The organism is Cyclobacterium xiamenense (assembly GCF_900109255.1).
GTDB classification, from domain to species: Bacteria; Bacteroidota; Bacteroidia; order Cytophagales; family Cyclobacteriaceae; genus Cyclobacterium; species Cyclobacterium xiamenense.
The window spans coordinates 702203-720108 of the sequence record NZ_FNZH01000001.1; the positions used below are offsets into that span (position 1 = coordinate 702203).

A 17906-nucleotide genomic window follows, 5' to 3' on the forward strand; every position below is an offset into this window, starting at 1 on the left:
CGTGCCCTGATAGCACGCGTGGAGGAGTTTTTTGATACGTTTGGTGGAAATTTTATCCTTTATGTTTACCGGAAATGGCCTCATTTTGTAGAATTTATATTCCCAGATGGAACCATTCACACCTGGCAGGAATTGGCACCTTGGATTTTCCAGGTTGCCAGAGGGTCTACGAGCCTGTCTCTTACCTCTTCTCTATAAATCCTTTTCACTTTTAAAAAGTTAAAGGATGGAGCAAAATAAGCCCAGAAAGGAGTATTTTCCAATTTATTTGGTGAATTTTTTTCTTTTTTTGAAACAATATCGCAGAAAATCAGTGAGATAATCGGATGAGGCACACACGAGCAATTGGTCTATTTCTACTGGTCGGATTCGTTGTTTTTCCGGACGCCCGGGGGCAAAGGCTCACGAGATTCGCCATGGAAGGACAAACAAGTTGGATTCTCCCGCACTCGGAAGAGTTGGTTCCTATATCCCAAAGCCATCCGCAGGGAATCCGCTTGTCCTACGAAAAACTATCCCTGGAGAAATCCACCTGGGAGAATTGCAATTGTTTTTACCTCTGGGGAGGGGAGTTGGGCTATACAAATTTCAATAATCCGACTGTATTGGGAGATGCGTTTTTCTTTTCTGGTTTTTTTGAACCGGTACTCTGGCGCCGTGCCGACTGGCAGTTACGCCTAAAAGCTACCCTGGGCATGACCTACCTGACGAAGGTTTACGATGTAAATAGCAATCCGAAAAACACCTTTTTTAGTAGTCCGCTTAGCTTTTTGCTTGCAGTAGCTCCGAAAGTATCCTATCAGGTGTCCGAAAACTGGGAGGTTTTCCTATCCGGACACTACAACCATATTTCCAATGGAGGGCAAAGACAGCCCAATCGAGGCATGAATTTTCCGGGCTTTGGTTTAGGGGTCGGGTATTGGTTAGAACAACCTGTCTTCCCTGCGCATAAAAAACCCGTGCTAAGACACCGCCTTTCTTTTCTTTTGGAAAGCTTTGGCACCTTTAGGGACAATCCCGCCGACACTGGTAGGGTACCCGCACTCGGAATTTCTATGGATCTAATCCATACCCTAACGCGTATCAATCAGCTGGGGCTGGGGACCGAACTTTCCTGGGATCAGTCGCTTTCTTCCCGTGCAGAAACCCAGGGTTTTGTTCCGGCTGCCTTTCTTTCGCACCATTGGGTTTTCGGACGGGTAGATTTCAGCCAGCGGATGGGCCTGTACTTGACCGACCCAGCGTTCATCGGCCAAAATCACCGCTTCTTTCAACGTTATGCATTGAGCTACTGGTTTCCAACGGGATTTGTTTTTGGGGTAGATCTGAAGGCCCACGGCCATGTGGCGGAAAACATCGGCTTGCGTTTGGGTTGGCTGTTTTAGCTACAAAAGCTACCAAACAAAAGGTATTCTTGCCGTAAACGTTTTTGAAATTTGATGCAAATTGGATCTTTACTACCTTTCCTTCGTTAGGTGTAAGGGATTTGATAAAAAATCCCATTAATTTTATTTATTCGTTTTAATACACGGTTACTTTCATGAAAATACATTCGATGATTTCTTTTTGGATGCTACTGACAGGAATCTGTCTTGGCTTCCAGCTTATTAGCTTCGGTGAAACGACTTTTCCTAGCGAAAAGGATAGCCTTGAGGCGCCGACAAATTGGTTTTTATTGGATCCGATCGAGGACGGGTTTCTAGGGACGGGAGCTGAAAAAGCCCACGAAAAGTTTTTAGCCGGAAAGCGTGCAAAACGTACCGTGGTAGTGGCGGTTATCGATTCGGGAGTGGATATTGTACACGAGGATCTGAAGGATAAGATTTGGGAAAATCCCGGGGAAATTCCGGGAAATGGCATTGATGACGATGGAAACGGATACATCGATGATGTCCATGGATGGAATTTTATTGGGGGTGCCGATGGCAGCCATGTGGAAGAGGATTCACACGAGTTGACCAGGGAATACAACCGATTGAAAGCCAAATTCGGCGAGATGGCAGTGGAGGATGTGAAAAAAAGAGACCGCGAGGAATTTGCCTACTGGCAGCGGGTCAACGAAAATTTTGAAGAAAGCAAAAAAGAAGCCGAGATGAATTATAATATGTACGGCAATATGCTAAATGGCTTCACAAACATGGCGAGGCTGGTGAAGGAGGAATTCGGGTTGGACGACTTCACGCTCAAAGATCTAAGCGAAATGGAGTCCGAAAAGGAGGAAATCAGCAATGCCTTGGAAATGCTTTCGCAGTTATTTTCGATGATTAATATGCCGGATCCTAGTGTCAATGAGATTTTAGAAGTGCTGGACGGAGCCGTAGAGCATTTTGAAGTGCAGGCCAATTATGCCTACAATACCGATTTTGATCCCCGCGATATTGTCGGAGACGACCCGGAGGATTACAAAGAGAAATATTACGGTAACAACGACCCTACCGGTCCGGATGCTACGCATGGCACCCATGTAGCCGGAATTATAGCGGCCAAACGTGGCAACGATCTGGGAATAGACGGCATTGCAGAGCACGTGCTGATCATGCCGGTCCGTGCAGTTCCCAATGGTGACGAACGGGATAAAGACATTGCAAACGCCATTCGGTATGCCGTGGACAACGGCGCTCATATTATCAATTTGAGTTTTGGAAAATCCTATTCCCCGGGAAAAAAATACGTGGACAAGGCCGTAAAATACGCCCGAAGAAAGGGCGTTCTCTTGATCCATGCGGCCGGGAATAGTTCCAAAGAAATCAATCCCGACAACAACTTCCCCAACCGTTGGTATGGACGAAGGGGTTCCTCTGATGCCTGGCTGGAAGTAGGTGCGTCCGCTGCGATTGATTCGGATAATTTGGCCGCCGATTTCTCTAATTTTAGTAACGAGGGAGTGGATCTATTTGCCCCGGGAGTGGATATTTACTCTACTGTTCCCGGCTCGGAATACGAAACCAACAGCGGTACCAGTATGGCGGCGCCGACGGTTGCCGGTGTTGCTGCCATGGTTTGGGCGTACTACCCGGACTTGAACCCCAAAGATCTTCGGGAAATCCTGATCCAATCCGTCTACAAGCCAACAACGGAGCAGGTGCAGCTCCCGGGACAAGAGGAGCTGATTGGATTTGACACGCTTAGTGCTACTGGAGGCGTAGTAAACGCTTACCAGGCCCTGCAACTGGCGGCACAGCGAAGCAAATACGACTAAAAGTACCGCATTACTTGGAAAACTGCACATGGTATGAACTACCCCATTTACATGGACTACAATGCAACCACGCCCTGCCATCCCGCAGTACTGGAGGAAATGGTGCCCTATTTTACCGAACACTTTGGTAATCCCTCCAGCGGCCAACATCCCTACGGATGGGTAGCGGAGGAGGCTGTGGAAAATGCGCGGGAACAAGTAGCTTCATTGATCGGAGCTTCTGCCGGGGAAATCGTTTTTACCAGTGGCGCCACAGAAGCCATTAATCTGGCCTTGAGGGGAGCAGTGGCCCGGTTGAGGTCCAAGGGAAATCACCTGATTACCTTTGCTACGGAACACAAGGCGGTATTGGACACCCTAAAAACTCTGGAAAGTCAGGGTTGTTCACTAACGATTCTTCCCAGCCAACCGGATGGTTCGGTGTCGTTGGATTTGCTGGAAAGAAGCATCACCTCAGATACCGTTTTGATCGCGGGCATGCTGGCCAATAACGAGACGGGCTACCTGCATCCCATCCGCAAAATGGCCACAGTCGCCCGCGAACGGGGGATCGTATTCTTCACAGATGCGGTGCAGGCAGTGGGCAAGGTGCCGGTTGATGTGCGTGATTTGGGCGTAGACATGCTAGCACTTTCTTCCCACAAAATGTACGGACCCAAAGGGGTAGGGGCATTGTACTTGCGAAAAAACAAGGGAGGTGTCGGTCTGGAACCTCAGATTACCGGAGGAGGGCAGGAAATTGGTCGGCGAAGTGGTACGCTAAACGTGCCCGGCATCGTGGGCCTTGGCAAGGCTTCCGAAATAGCGCAGCAAGGAATGGATGCAGAGTTGATGCGGTTAATGCAACTTCGGGATTCCCTGGAACACGCGTTACTGAAAATCGACGGCGCCCAACGTAACGGATCCGTCGATTCCAGGTTGCCCCATGTCAGCAACATTTCTTTTCGCGGAATTCCGGGTAAGCAATTCCTGCTTCGAATCAACAAAAAACTGGCGGTGAGTTCCGGTTCCGCTTGCAGCAGTATTTCCGACAAGCCGTCCCATGTACTGCTAGCCATGGGTTTGGATTCCCAGACCGCTATTGCTACCTTACGGCTTTCACTGGGTAGGGGCAGTACCTTGACCGATGTCAAGCAAGCGATTTGTTACATTCGCGAAGCCCATAACCAGCTAAACGAACGATCCCCAGCCGAACACTGAACTAGTTCCCTTATGAGTGATACCGATTTTTCACATGTAGACAAAAAGACCGGACTGCCGGCAATGGTAGACGTGGGTGAAAAAGTAGTCAGCCTACGGGTTGCCAGCGCATCCTGCCGGGTGATCCTGGGGAAAGAGATCATGCAGCGGTTGACTGCAGGAAGCGATCTGATGAGCAAGAAAGGCCCGGTTTTTCAAACGGCCATTATTGCCGGCACCATGGGTGCAAAACGGACGGCAGAGTTAATTCCACTTTGCCATCCCCTGGGAATGGACGATTGCAAAATCACCGTTGAGCCACAAGACGATAGCTCCGTCGTCGTGCGCTGCACGACGAAAGTAACCGGAAAAACAGGCGTGGAAATGGAAGCACTCACGGGTGCGTCGGTAGCGGCGTTGACCATTTACGATATGTGCAAAGGGATGTCCCACGATATACGTATTCAGGACTTACAGTTGGATGAAAAAAAAGGAGGAAAGCGTGACTTCAAACGATAAACACCAAAAGCATGCCGCATTGACCCGTCCACGATACGGGGATTACGGGAGGGTAGAATTGGGCATTTTGGGGACCTCTTGCGGCCACATTCAGAAACTGGCTGCTGCGCTGATTCGAAATAGTAGCCCCGGAATTGGCAGTGTATACGTAGATGCCGATCACAAAGAAGGTGATCAGTTGATGGAGGGCAAGGGAAGTGCTGACAGTTTGATGCAATCTCCCGGTGTCATGGAATACCGGGATAAAATCGTTTACCAACGGCTGGACATGCGACTCGGGGAAACCAGCGTGTTTGAGCAACGGGAGTGGTTTAACCGGCAAGACCTGGTGCTGATCAATGCCAACCATTTCAATGCCTTGCATCAGGTATTGGTGATTGATCCGGCAAAGCCCATGGAGAAGAAGCTGCACAAGTTGACCGATGTGAGCCTGATTCTATTTAAAGACGGCGCTTCCGAAATACCGCCGGTAGTAAAAGAACACCTGGAAGCCTGGCAATCCATCCCGGTGTTAAAATTCGATGAACTCGATAAAATCACCCGATTCGTCATGGAATTCGTACAGGCCCGGGTGCCAAAAGTAAACGGACTGGTACTGGTAGGTGGAAATAGTACCCGTATGGGGATAGACAAAGCCGAGCTTTCCTACCACGGACAAAGCCAAAAAGACTACCTGCTTCAACTCATCAAATCGCACTGCGAAGCCGGTTTTTTGTCCTGCAATGCCTCTCAGGCCGAAGAATGGTCGGGTAGGTACCCGGTAATTACCGATAAGATACTGGGTTTGGGACCCTTTGGAGGACTCGTTTCGGCCTTTATGGAACAGCCGGAATCAGCCTGGCTTACCTTGGCCTGCGATTTGCCTTTCCTTACAGGGGATACCCTCGCCTATTTGGTGCGTCACCGAAACCCATCCAAATTGGCCACCGCATTTCTGGACCCGAAGGGCGAATTTCCAGAGCCCTTGATCACCCTTTGGGAACCCCGTGCCTATCCGGTTCTGCTGCGTTTTTTGAGTCAGGGGTATAGCTGTCCGCGGAAAGTCCTGATAAACTCCGCCATCGAATTGCTGCAGGCTCCGGACCCAGGGGAATTTCGAAACGTGAATCGTCCTCAGGAGCACGAGGCCGCTTTGGCTGACCTCCGCGCATCCAAAAACGAAGCCCGTTGACCGGGCGAATGCAAACAATTTCCGGTATATTTGACCCATGATAGATTTTGACCAGGTAGGAAGGTTGGTCGTTACTTGCTACGACCGGAATGCCCCATTTTTAGAAGCAGAGTTGATCGAGTTGGGCTTTATTCCTACGGGCGTATTTCGAACGCACGTGGAATTGACCGGAAGTCTGAACGATTGTATTTTTTTGAACATGCATTTACGTACCGCCAGCCATGTGCTGTACGAGATTCAGTCGTTTTCGCTGGATCATGTTCAGAGTTTGTACATGATTGTCAAAGGTATCCCTTGGGAAGATTTTATTGATCCGGATGGGTACTTTTCGGTAATCAGCAATGTCAAACACGAATCGGTTGACAATCCACTTTTTGTCAATGTAAAAATAAAGGATGCCATTGCGGATCGCTTTCGGGAGAAGTTTGGCATACGACCGGATTCGGGATCCAATTTAAACGAGGCCGTATTCCAATTTTTTTGGAAAGGAGAAGCGGCCAGTTTGTACATCAATACCAGCGGGGATACCCTGATCAAACACGGGTACCGGAAAATTCCAGGTGCTGCACCCATGATGGAATCCCTCGCTTCTGCATGCATTCTGGCTTCCGGCTGGGACCAAACCAGCCCTTTTGTAAACCCCATGTGTGGGTCGGGGACGGTTGCCATTGAGGCGGCTTTGATGGCTACCGATCGGTATCCGGGGCTTTACCGAGACGATTATGCACTGATGTACATCAAAGGCTACGATGCAGGCGTCTACTACGGATTGAAGGAAAAAATGATGAACCGCATCAAGCCGATCGACAGCCAAATCATCTGGGCATCGGATATAAGCGAGCGCGCGATAAAAGCCAGCAAGGAAAACGCCCGGTTTGCTGGCGTCGAGGATTTGATTCAGTTTGAGGTCTGCGACTTCCGGGAAACAACACTTCCCGAAACCGAAAGCGGCATGGTCTTCCTGAATCCTGAATACGGAGAACGACTTGGGAACGAGGAGGAATTGGAAGAGACGTATCGGGAAATCGGCGATTTTATGAAAAAACGCTGTCCCGGATACACTGGTTTGGTTTTTACCGGCAATTTGGATCTGGGTAAAAAAATTGGTTTAAAGCCAAAACGGAGAATCCCTTTCTACAACGGCACCATTGACTGCCGTCTATTGGTGTTTGAATTGTACCGCGGTAGCCGGGTTCCTGGAAAAGAAGAGTTTCCGAGCCAGGAAATGCCAAAAAATCCGGGGTAGTCAGCGGTCCACTGGCACACGCTTCACAAATCTTCCTGGATTAACTAGTTAGTCCCTAGTTGCTATACGCCCGATTTGCTCGATGGTTTGAATCAATCGGTTTACCGCCGCTTCGTATTGTTCGTCCAACTGATCGAGGTTTTCCGTTCGCTTTTTGGAAATTTCGTATTGAATGGCCGGTAACATCCAGGATGCGTATCCACTAAAAGGATCGTTGGACACGTAAAGGGATTTGTACCAACTGCCAAAGGGCATTCCTTCTTCTACCAAAAAGCTTTTTTCCAGGCGGAGCAGTTCCCGGTTGATGGCAGGTATTTTTGCGGCGTCGGGCTCACCGGTCGCAAGGCTGGAGCTTAGTACCGATTCCACTTCGGTACTGACTTCCCTGAGCTTCGCGATGGCTTTTTGTGAGCGGCCAAATCCTTGAAACCCGGAAGCAAATTCCTGAATCCGACTGGTAGCGTTTGTTAAGTGGAGATCGAGATCTTCTGCATACCGCGATAGGTGGTAGGGAATGAAGGTGGCATTTGCCAATCGCAAAGCCATGATGCCCGCCCACTGGGCGATGGTACCGCCCATTTGAAATTCCGGGTCAGCAAATTTCTCGTAAAAGTAAAAATCATCGTAATTCGTATGATAGAGTGTTGGTCCGCCCGCACCTCCGCTAAGTGAAGGTACACCGGTGTGCATGTAAAATGCAATGTGGTCGGAGCCCCCGCCCAAATTTCCCAGGCTGGGTTGTTGCTTATTTCCAGCCCACACTTCGTACACGGATTTGGAAGAATCCGGATAGCTGATCTTTTTTGCGGCCTCGGTCATGACTTTTTTCAGACTTGGAGCGGCAGCGCCGCCGATGTTCTTACCGGAAACACCCGCATCGAAATTTAAATAGGCTACGGCATTTGCACTCAATTCTTCCCGCATCTGCTCCACCCACTCCGTAGATCCAATCACACCATGTTCTTCGCCGTCCCAGTGCCCAATCAGAATGGAACGCTTCGGGCGATGAACTTCCCGGGCAAGCTTTCCCAAAGCTTCGCTAAGGGTAAGCAGCATGGACGTTCCGCTGTTGGGATCGGTGGCCCCAAAGGCCCAGGCATCGTAGTGGCAGCCCAAGATGATCCATTCATCCGGATACACACTTCCTTTCAACGTTCCCACCACGTTGTAAATGGGTACTAAATCGATCGGCTGATCCACCATCAAACGTACGTGTAGCTGCGGCCCGCCTTCCAACCGATAGGTAAAGGGCAACCCACCCTGCCAGCCAGAGGGAACGGGCTTTCCTTCCATCTGTCCCAAAATTTTCATTGCTTCTCCGTAGGGAATGGGCGTTACTGGAATGGTATGCAATTGGGTTTCTTCCGGGCGGAGCCGTTTTGTTTCGGTTTTGCTACCCAGGGGTAGCGCCGGTTCGAATGGAGTCAAGGGGTCTCCGGTAAAACTTTCTGTGAGCAGGGATCCGCGTTGAATGGCGCTTTCGTTGTAATAGGGGCCATCTGGGAAAACCAGCCCTTTGGCAAAGCCGCTATCCCCTGGGTCGGTATAGATGATCAGGCCGGCCGCCCCGTACTGCTCGGCAAATTTGGCTTTGTAGCCCCTGAAGTTTTTGCCGTAGCGGGCGATGACAATTTTCCCCTCTACATCGATCCCCATGGATACCAGCTTTTCAAAATCGTCCTGTGTTCCGTAGTTGGCATAGACGATTTCCGCGGTCACATCTCCGGAACCCGAAAAGGCATTCCAGCCTTTTTTCAGCTCTGGGTGTCGGGAAAAGGTATCGGCTTCCAGGATGTCCTCCCGTTGGTTGAGCAGGCTCCGCTTTGGCCTGACGATTTCTACCAGGGATTCACCGGGGTCACTGGGAAGGTATACATCGTAGGGATACAGTGTTGTCTCCAGACCGGCCTCTTTCATGACCCGTACCAGGTAATCTCTTACGACTTCGTTTGCTTTGGTTCCGGCGATGTGGGGGTGTCGGGTAATGGTAGCCAAATGGGTCTTAAAACTTGGAAAATCGACCGATTCCAGAAACAGTGCCTCCAGATCATCCTGGTTGCGGCTACCCGCCGTCGAAAATCCATCGAGGCGTGCCACCTGGGAAAACCCGGCACCTATGTTGCACAGGATGAAAAAGATGATCGCTGCTTTTTTCATGATTATTGCAGAATTTGGTCTACGGAAAGGATGCGTTCACTCGGCTGATTGCGGATTCGTTTGGTTCGTAAGTAGCGTCCAAGTTCGTAGGCATCGTAATTTTCATCCTTGGGGTCAAAACTACTGATGCGAACCCGCCCTCTGGAATGGATAAACCGATTGTCTCCGATCCACATGCCCACATGCACGACCCGTTCTTTACTTTCGGCAGTAGCCGGAACGCCAAAAAACAACAAGTCACCCACTTGTAAATTGTCCCAGTTTTTTTCGCTATCGACCAGTTCGCCTTCCAGGATTTGCTGGGATGCATCCCGGGGAATCACCTTGCCATTGAGAAAATAGATGGTCTTGGTAAAACCGCTGCAATCAAGGCCCTTCGGAGAGGTGCCGCCCCAGAGGTAGGGGGAGCCCATCATTTTTTCGGCCGTGGTAATAAGCGCATTGTCATCGGTGCTGCGGCTGTTTTTCCATCGATCATAGGGAAGGGCCTGGTCGATGGGGATGAATCCGGTTCTTCCATCGGCCAGTTGGACGCGAAATGCCTGCGAGCTGGTTTCGAGTAGTTCCAGTACATTTCCGGCAGTGATGTCGCTAACAATCCCGTTCTGCTTTTCATTCCGATAGACACTCCCAATCATTTCGGTGACCACCACTTTTTCTTTTTCCATCCATTCCTCCATGGCCTGCGGATCAAGTCGGACGATGGCAGCAGCATCTACCCAGGAAATGTACGCGTCCGGGGTTTGCACCAGGTACCAACTGCCGGATTCCTTGAGGACCTTCAGCGGCGTGCCCATCAATGCTTGTGTGGCAAGTTCGGCCGAGTGTTTGGGTTCGCTGCGGATATTGGCGACAGAATTGGTTACCAATGCCAGGTAAGTAGTCCCCAGGCCTGGGTCTGGAAGTAGCCCGACACTGTCTACAAAGTCAATTTGTTCTTCGGTTAGTTTTTGCAGTAATGCCCGATGGGCTTCCGGGAGATTGGTCTCCCCGGATAAAACGCCCCCTTCCCAGGAAACATCAAACAGGGCAATGCGTTTGTCCGGGGCAAATTCTTGTTGGGTGGCATCAATCAGCACTTGAACCCGGTCTTCCGAATCCTCCACCTGGCAGGCTTGGTACAAAAAAACGATCAGAAAGCAGAATGGAACAGTTTTTTTCATGAAAGCACCTTTATAATTACCCAAATGTAGTTAAAAAGTCAGGATTAGTAAAAAAATGGATTTAATTCTCCGGTTTCATCTCTCTATCCAGGAATTCCTGATACAGCCGAATGTGCCGGTTGGTCATGGGGATTTTGTACCCATCGATAAATACTTGCTCAATTTGGGTTTTGGGTTCGAAAGGGTCACCATCGGCCAGGAATAGGGTGGCACTTTTCCCTACTTCCAGGGACCCAAGCTTGTCGTCCACCTGAAATATTTCGGCAGGATGCAGCGTAATGGCTTTTAGGGCCTCTTCTGTTCCCATTCCGTAGGCGGCCGCAAATCCGGCATGAAACGGTAGATTACGAACGTTCTCGGAGTCCTGCGATCGGATGGCCACTTTTACTCCCGCTTGTTGAAGTTTCGAGGCATTGGTATACGAGGCATCGTAGGGATCGGACTGACGGGAAGGTAAGGACAATACGGGCCCGGTAATGACCGGGATTTCGGAAGCAGCGAGTTTTTCTGCAACTTTCCAGCCTTCTGCTACCCCCGTGAATACCGGATCGACGGCCTTATCCTTTACCCATTCAATTGCGCGCAAAATATCTCCGGCAGCATTTACTTCTACCAAGAGCGGGATTTCTCCGGTGACCACCTTTGCAAGCTGAGCCATTTCCGGATAGTAGGCGACGCTTCCGCCTTTGTCCTGAATGGCCTGGTAACTTGTTGCTTTTTCCCATAGCGCGTCGATTTCATCCAGGGCTTTTTTGGCTTCTTTTTTGATCGTTTCGGCAGACCTGTTGTCGTAATTGCCGGCCTTTGCTGCGGAGGGAAAGTTCATCAATACGCCCCGGAATCCAGCATCCATCTGATCCGGCGTGTAGCCATTCAGTTGAATCAACGCGGCCGTTCCGGGGAAATAGCCCCCGCGTGGCTGGGTGAGCACGGTGGTTACCCCACTGACGCGGGTGACGGGTATGGCAACGGCGTTGGGATTTACCGCCGTGAGCGCTTGCATCTGCGGCGTTACCTTTCCGAGTTCCATGTAATCCTGGGTTTCCGGTAGCGAGTTGACCTCTACCAATCCGAGGCTGGTGCCGCTATCGATAAACCCGGGATAAATGCGTTTGCCGGTGCAATCGATGAGTAAATGATTCCCTTCCGGAAGGTTTTTGCCGATGGCGGCGATTTTTCCGTTCTGGATGAGCAGGTCCGTGTCTTGCAGCACCCCGTTGGATACCGTATAAATGCGTGCATGCTGCAATAAAAAATCTCCTTTGTACGGTTTGATTACCTCTCCGTCTATCTGGGAAAATAGGTGAAAACTAACAAATAGTAGCAGCAGTAAGGGGAGTAATTTTTTCATTGTGGTTGAGGTAGCGGGGAGGTTTAATGGCTGTGTTGAAATAGGTTTCTGCCGAATCCGGTGAAATAAAAATCCACGTCACGCATGCAATTGTTGTGGTTTACGTGCAGGTACATGGGTTCCAGGATTTCTTCCGGGTCTACCTTTAGACGTTGGTCGGCAGCATCTTTTGCACGATTAAAGTAATTGACGCCATCTACCCAGGTCATCTCCGGGATGGCATAGATGGAAAGCGGATGCTGGTTAAACAAGACCAGGTCGGCTTGCTTTCCTTCCTCAATTGAGCCCACCCAACGATCGATCCCCAGTTGCCGGGCGGGATTAATGGTGATCAATGCCAGTGCTTCCTCGTCCGTCAAACCTCCGTAGCGTTGGGTTTTAGCCGCTTCGTGGTACAAATGCCGAATCAATTCCGCCGAATCGGAATTGATCGATGTAATGACTCCGTTTTTGGTTAGGATGGCGGCATTGTAGGCCGTTGAGTAATACACCTCAAATTTATATGCCCACCAGTCGGAGAATACCGAAGCGCCCATGGTATGGGCTGCCAACTCCGGTGCGACTTTAAATCCTTCGTTTACGTGAGAAAATACGATCTTGTCGATTCCGTATTCTTTGCAGACCTGGATCAGCATGTAAATCTCGTCTGCACGGTAGGAGTGGCAATGGATGATAATTTCTCCCTCCAGAATATCCACCAGCGTTTCCATTCTGGAGCTGAATACGGGAGGGGCCAGTCGTTTTTTGGTTTCTTCCGAAGCTTGCTTCCATGTTTCCCATGTACGTTTGTACTGTAGGGCTTCTTCGAATCCGTTTCGAATCACGGCTTCTACGCCCATTCTGGAGCGTGGCTGCAGGTTTTTGCTTCTGCCGTGTACGCGGATGGGATTTTCCCCAAGGGCAAATTTGATGGTTCGTGGGGCCTCTTTCATGACCAATTCTCCCGGGTTCCGGGTGCCATAGCGGTGCTTCAGGGTGACATTTTGCCCGCCGATGGCATTGGCAGATCCATGCATGGCATGGGAAACGGTTGTACCTCCCGCCAGCGCCCGGTAAATACCGATAGCAAAGGGATCCACCACGTCTTCCATTTTCACCTCTGCCGTAATCGGACTGCTTGCCTCGTTTATTGATTCGAGTGCGACGTGAGAGTGGGCATCGATGATGCCAGGCATGAGGTATTTACCCGAAGCATCGATCACCGGCACGCCCTTTGGTGCTTCAAGTTGGGTTCCAATTCGGTGTATCAAGCCGTCTTTCACCCAAACGTCCGTGTTTTCTTTCATGCCGTTTGTGACGGTAAGCACCTGGGCATTCCGGATGAATACGTCACCTTTTTTTCCTTCCTGGGCTAGACTCGTCGTGACGACGCTACTAAGGAGTAGTCCTGAAAGTAGTAGTTTATAGCTCATTGCTTCGTTTCGGTTTATCTTTTTTACTGGCTTTCACTGGAAAGTTTTCATAGCCAATTAGTTTCATTTCTCCTGAGAAACTGTCTCCGCTGATTGTACCGGATACCGTTACCTCAAGATCCTCGCCTCGTACCGGAACCGAAAAAGAGAAACGCATGCTGTCTGCATTGATTTCCTCGGTTCGGGTAGGAGCGGTTCGCGTTCCGGATCCCTCGGGGTTTTCGTAGGTCACGGATCCGGTCCATTTTCCTTCATTTCGGCTAAACTTCCAGGTACCGCGGGATGTTCCGCCGGGCGTTTTTGCTTCGTATTCCCAAATCGTTTCCTCCTTTTTGTTCTTATCCGTTTTTTCGGAGTAATCAAACACGTAGCCGTCGGCAATTACCATACGCACCTTAGATGCTTCCGAGAAAAGCGTGTCGGACATCAGCAGCAGGTTTGCCATTTTCCCTTCGGTAACCGTTCCGGCCATGTCCGATATACCCAGTAAGGTGGCCGGATTTACCGTTAATGCCGCTAAAGCCCCTTCTTCAGATAGTCCGTTTTTAATCATCAGTTGCAAATTTTTGTAAAAATCCCCCCGCGGTAGGTGCTTGGTCGTCAGACCAAACGGAATCCCGGCTTTTTCCACGTTTCCGGCAAAATTCAGTGATTGCTGGTAAGCTGCCTTTACTCGCTCCTTCCGTGATTCAAAATCGTCTCCTGCCTCATCTGGACTGGATTCGGAAAATTTATCTTCGGGTAAATGAAGGGTGAGTACCAGCCCAATTCCCCGCTCTTTGAGTGTTGGGAGCAACTGAACTCCCTCGTTCACCCCGGTTAGGATCAGCCGAAGCTCGTTTTCCTCCTGGATTTTTAACGCCCTTTGGATGTCTAGTTCATCGGAAGTTTCCAAAAGTACCGGCATTTTTCGGTCTATCACGGGGATGAGGGCTGCGAGAACGGGATTTTTCTCTACCCGGGGAACGCCTTTATCCAGCGCATACCTGGTTTCGTGTTCTTTGTAAAGACGCGCATTTTGCATCAGGTCCCGCCATTTTGCCATCACCCCCAGGTCGGTGTTCGGGTAGACGCCTCCCACGGTGCTGAATTTAACGTACAGGCTTTGGTTTTCCGCCAGTAGGTTGTTGGTACCTTCTTGCCCGTAGGTATACAAGGCGGATGTTCCCGGAAGCATTCCTTTCCCAAGGGGTAATTTCTGGGCCAGCGTAAACCCCAGCTGCCTCCATTCCTTGTCGTGCGGGTTGTTTTCCAGGAAATGGGAACTCACCCGATAATGAGGATGAATACCTGCGATTTCGGGTGCCGGGTTTGAAGAATCGAAGTCCTTCGGTTTTTCAGGGATTTCGGGCTCCGTAACTCCGGTTTTATTTGCCATGTCTATAAATCCCGCATACACAAAAAGCGAGTCCCCTTTTATTTCCTGGGCCTCTGGAGGAAGGGAAATGGTACGGCCAACAGCCGTAATGACGCCATTTTCGAACAAGATGTTTTGTCTCTGCAGGAGTTTTCCCGGCTCAGGGATTAGCGTGGTATTCGAAATAAAATAGCTGCTACCCAACCTTCTTTTTCCTTCGTTATCGCTTTGTGCGTACAGGGAAAAGCTAAGGATGGTACACAGGAAAAAAGACCAGCAGAAAATCAAATATTTAGCGATTGTGTGGGAGCGCATTAACCGAAAGTAAGGATTTTTCAAGGGATAAAATAAATCAGAAACTTTCAAATATATAAACATAATTGTTTTTATCTGGCGGATTCCTACAGGAATGGCTCATTGTCACCGGTTTTGGAAAGTCAACTGCCAAATGATTTTCCTTTTTTTGAAAAACATGAGTTATATGAGGCCGATTTTAGTAACTTTGAAATTTGTGAATAATTTAGAAACCAATAGTAAACCCTACGTAGCGTAGAGATCGGATATTTCCCAGCCTTAATTCCAATAACCAATGAATAAAAGTTCGCTTTTTAAAGAATTGTTTGTCAACATAAAAACTACAGGTGCTGTAACGTTTAGTTCAAAATCATTGGTGAATAAAATGTTGTCCTTCGCTGAGTTTAAGGGGGCAAAGGTCATTGTGGAACTCGGCGGAGGCGACGGTAGCATCACGCGGGGAATTATTGATCGGATGGATGCCGACTCGGTACTTTACGTATTTGAGATTAGCGAACATTTTTGTTCCAACCTACGCCGTCAGTTTGGTACCGACAACGTCAAAATTATTTGCGATTCGGCGGAGAATATTGACAATTATTTGGATGGACAGCAGGTAGACCTGATACTTTCTTCGCTACCCTTTAGTCTGATACCGAAAGAGTCCCGGACAGCCATCTACGAGAAGAGTAGCTTGATGCTTAAGCCGAGTGGTTTTTTTATTCAGATTTGTTACTCGTACTTGCTTCGCTTTCAATTTGCCTCTTATTTTAGCAACATCCGCACGGCCTTTACCCTCAAGAATTTTCCGCCGGCATTTATCATTATCTGCAACACCTGATTTACCGATTTTTCAGATCCTTTTTTTATATTGCCTGGGATGAATCCAAATGTTCCAACAGGTAGGGGAACCGGCAACCGACCGGCAAATGTGTTCGAGAAAAGTGAATTCGTGCGTGAATTTCCGGAAGGAATCGATTGGACTGAGCCCGATGTCAGTCCAGCCACTGAATTTCTCCAGGTGGAAAGCAAGTCCATATTGAGTTTTAACGACAGTCCCGATATTCCCTTTAGTTATTCAGTCAATCCCTATCAAGGGTGTGAGCACGGCTGTGTGTATTGCTATGCACGAAACAGTCACCAATACTGGGGCTATGACGCAGGATTGGGCTTTGAAAGTAAAATTTTGGTAAAAAAAGACTGCGTTCGTCTCCTTCGGAAGGAATTTGAGAAGAAGAACTACCGGCCGCGCCCGATGGTGCTTTCCGGGAATACGGATTGTTACCAGCCCGCTGAGCGGAAATTTAAACTCACCGGATCCATTCTTGAATTATGCCTCGAGTTTGGCCATCCGGTGAGTATCATTACCAAAAACAGCCTGATAGATCGTGACCGGGAGACCATTCGCGCGCTGGCCGAAAAAAAGCTGGTACATGTTTATTTTTCCATTAACCACTTGGATGCCAGGCTGAAGCGGGTAATGGAGCCCAGAACCGCTACCGCTCGCAAAAAATTAGACCTGATACAAAAATTTTCTTCTTGTGGGATCCCATGTGGCATAATGGTTGCTCCAATTATTCCGGGTATAAACCTGGAAGCGATGCCCCAACTTATTCGGGAGGCAGGGGCCGCAGGTGCCCTAAAAGCGGGTTATACCGTTGTCCGACTGAATGGACACGTGAAAAAATTATTTCAGGATTGGCTGGAGGCGTACTTTCCCGATCGGAAAAATAAAGTCATGCACCAGATCGAATCGCTCCATGGCGGTCAATCCAATGACGTACAATGGGGTAGAAGAATGAAGGGAGAAGGGGTGTTGGCCCAGAGTATTTCAAGTTTGTTTCGAGCCGCCGTGAACAAATACATGGACCCGCAACGGACCATGCCGGAATTTGATGTAACGCAATTTAAACGAAACGGACAATTGAATCTTTTCTCGCTATGAATTACCTGGAAAAAGACGTACTCGTGGTGGCTACCATGGAAATGGCCAAAAGAAAAAAAGGCAGTTACTTTCCCCCCTCCGACGTGGTGCAGTGGATCTACCCGAATGACTGGCACTGTTTTATGGAGGAGGAAATGGAGGCGCTGCTATGGCTTTATCAAAACGATTTTTTGGAGGTTTTGGCGGCAGGTCAACCCCTAAACCCAAACTTTTCACCTCCGGAGTCTGTTACCATACGACTAAAACAGCAAGCAATATGAATGAATTACCGAAAACCGATGTACACGTCCCCGAGGGGAAATCCGTTGCCACCTTTGGAACCGGTTGTTTTTGGTGCACCGAGGCCGTATTTCAGAAATTAAAAGGGGTAGCATCCGTAGAATCCGGATTTTCCGGGGGCCATATTGAAGATCCTTCCTACCAGCAGGTAGTGGGCGGTACCACTGGACATGCGGAGGTGGTACAAATTATCTTCGAACCTGGCATTATCGGTTTTAGGGATTTACTGGAGGTGTTTTGGTCCAGCCATGATCCCACCACCCTTAACAGACAGGGTGCGGATGTAGGCCCTCAATACCGTTCGGCGATTTTTTACCATTCGGAACGTCAGAAAGAAGAGGCTCAGCTGTACTTGGATTCCTTAGAGAAATCCAAGGTATTTGATGATCCGATTGTTACGGAAATTACCCCCTTCCGCAATTTCTATCCGGCGGAGGATTACCACCGTAATTATTTTGAATTACACGGTAACCAACCCTATTGCCAATTCGTTATCCGGCCCAAAGTAGAAAAGTTCAAGCAAGCTTTCGCCGACAGGTTGCGATAGGGGCAGGTAGGCTTGTTAAACCGGTGGACCGTATTTTTTTAAGGTAAAATCCCGTAGATTCGAAAAATTTTTAATTGGAAAACGACC

Annotated in this window: 15 protein-coding genes and 1 riboswitch; of the genes, 10 read left to right on the plus strand and 5 right to left on the minus strand. The window is 49.2% G+C overall.

Features of this window, described 5'->3' with window-relative positions; translation table 11 throughout:
- Nucleotides 1-91 precede the first annotated feature (91 nt).
- Nucleotides 92-201: riboswitch (SAM riboswitch) on the minus strand.
- A gap of 215 nt (nucleotides 202-416) precedes the next feature.
- From BMW71_RS02505 to BMW71_RS02530, 6 genes are all read left to right on the plus strand, one after another.
- The gene (locus tag BMW71_RS02505; protein ID WP_177179558.1) at nucleotides 417-1385 is read left to right on the plus strand and encodes an acyloxyacyl hydrolase; all 969 of its coding nucleotides are present in this window, start codon (nucleotides 417-419) and stop codon (nucleotides 1383-1385) included.
- A 155-nt stretch (nucleotides 1386-1540) separates the two neighbouring features.
- Nucleotides 1541-3199: a S8 family peptidase gene (locus BMW71_RS02510; protein ID WP_092169007.1), complete on the plus strand. Its 1659-nt coding sequence runs from the start codon at nucleotides 1541-1543 to the stop codon at nucleotides 3197-3199.
- 33 nt (nucleotides 3200-3232) lie between these two features.
- Nucleotides 3233-4399: a cysteine desulfurase family protein gene (locus tag BMW71_RS02515; RefSeq protein WP_092169010.1), complete on the plus strand. Its 1167-nt coding sequence runs from the start codon at nucleotides 3233-3235 to the stop codon at nucleotides 4397-4399.
- A gap of 12 nt (nucleotides 4400-4411) precedes the next feature.
- Nucleotides 4412-4897 carry a cyclic pyranopterin monophosphate synthase MoaC gene (moaC, locus tag BMW71_RS02520; RefSeq protein ID WP_092169013.1) on the plus strand — a complete coding sequence of 162 codons (486 nt, stop codon included), beginning with the start codon at nucleotides 4412-4414 and terminating at the stop codon, nucleotides 4895-4897.
- Nucleotides 4881-6068 (plus strand): NTP transferase domain-containing protein, encoded by a 1188-nt coding sequence (locus tag BMW71_RS02525; RefSeq protein WP_218145546.1) that lies wholly within the window; start codon nucleotides 4881-4883, stop codon nucleotides 6066-6068. The genes moaC and BMW71_RS02525 overlap by 17 nt, the downstream gene beginning before the upstream one ends.
- 37 nt (nucleotides 6069-6105) lie before the next feature.
- The gene (locus tag BMW71_RS02530) at nucleotides 6106-7314 is read left to right on the plus strand and encodes a THUMP domain-containing class I SAM-dependent RNA methyltransferase (protein ID WP_092169019.1); all 1209 of its coding nucleotides are present in this window, start codon (nucleotides 6106-6108) and stop codon (nucleotides 7312-7314) included.
- 48 nt (nucleotides 7315-7362) lie between these two features.
- Here BMW71_RS02530 and BMW71_RS02535 read toward each other — a convergent pair whose 3' ends face one another.
- The 5 genes from BMW71_RS02535 to BMW71_RS02555 form a co-directional block, all read right to left on the minus strand.
- Nucleotides 7363-9471: a M28 family peptidase gene (locus BMW71_RS02535; protein ID WP_092169022.1), complete on the minus strand. Its 2109-nt coding sequence runs from the start codon at nucleotides 9469-9471 to the stop codon at nucleotides 7363-7365.
- A gap of 2 nt (nucleotides 9472-9473) precedes the next feature.
- Complete coding sequence (locus BMW71_RS02540) at nucleotides 9474-10634, minus strand: C40 family peptidase (protein ID WP_092169025.1); 1161 nt, start codon at nucleotides 10632-10634, stop codon at nucleotides 9474-9476.
- 61 nt (nucleotides 10635-10695) lie between these two features.
- Complete coding sequence (locus BMW71_RS02545) at nucleotides 10696-11985, minus strand: amidohydrolase family protein (protein WP_092169028.1); 1290 nt, start codon at nucleotides 11983-11985, stop codon at nucleotides 10696-10698.
- A 23-nt stretch (nucleotides 11986-12008) separates the two neighbouring features.
- Nucleotides 12009-13397, minus strand: coding sequence for an amidohydrolase family protein (locus BMW71_RS02550; protein WP_092169031.1), 1389 nt, complete (start codon nucleotides 13395-13397; stop codon nucleotides 12009-12011).
- The gene (locus tag BMW71_RS02555) at nucleotides 13387-15069 is read right to left on the minus strand and encodes an amidohydrolase family protein (protein WP_177179559.1); all 1683 of its coding nucleotides are present in this window, start codon (nucleotides 15067-15069) and stop codon (nucleotides 13387-13389) included. Before BMW71_RS02555 ends, BMW71_RS02550 begins: the two co-directional genes overlap by 11 nt.
- Nucleotides 15070-15343: 274 nt before the next feature.
- Here BMW71_RS02555 and BMW71_RS02560 point away from each other — a divergent pair, with 274 nt between their 5' ends.
- From BMW71_RS02560 to msrA, 4 genes are read left to right on the plus strand one after another with little or no spacing between them, the layout of a single operon-like run.
- Complete coding sequence (locus BMW71_RS02560) at nucleotides 15344-15889, plus strand: class I SAM-dependent methyltransferase (RefSeq protein WP_092169037.1); 546 nt, start codon at nucleotides 15344-15346, stop codon at nucleotides 15887-15889.
- Between the two features lie 39 nt (nucleotides 15890-15928).
- Entirely contained in the window at nucleotides 15929-16993 is a 1065-nt protein-coding gene (locus BMW71_RS02565; RefSeq protein WP_092169039.1) for a PA0069 family radical SAM protein, read from the plus strand.
- Nucleotides 16990-17253, plus strand: a complete 264-nt coding sequence (locus tag BMW71_RS02570) for a hypothetical protein (RefSeq protein ID WP_092169041.1) — start codon at nucleotides 16990-16992, stop codon at nucleotides 17251-17253. Before BMW71_RS02565 ends, BMW71_RS02570 begins: the two co-directional genes overlap by 4 nt.
- Entirely contained in the window at nucleotides 17250-17819 is a 570-nt protein-coding gene (gene msrA, locus BMW71_RS02575) for a peptide-methionine (S)-S-oxide reductase MsrA (protein WP_092169043.1), read from the plus strand. Before BMW71_RS02570 ends, msrA begins: the two co-directional genes overlap by 4 nt.
- Nucleotides 17820-17906: the final 87 nt, after the last annotated feature.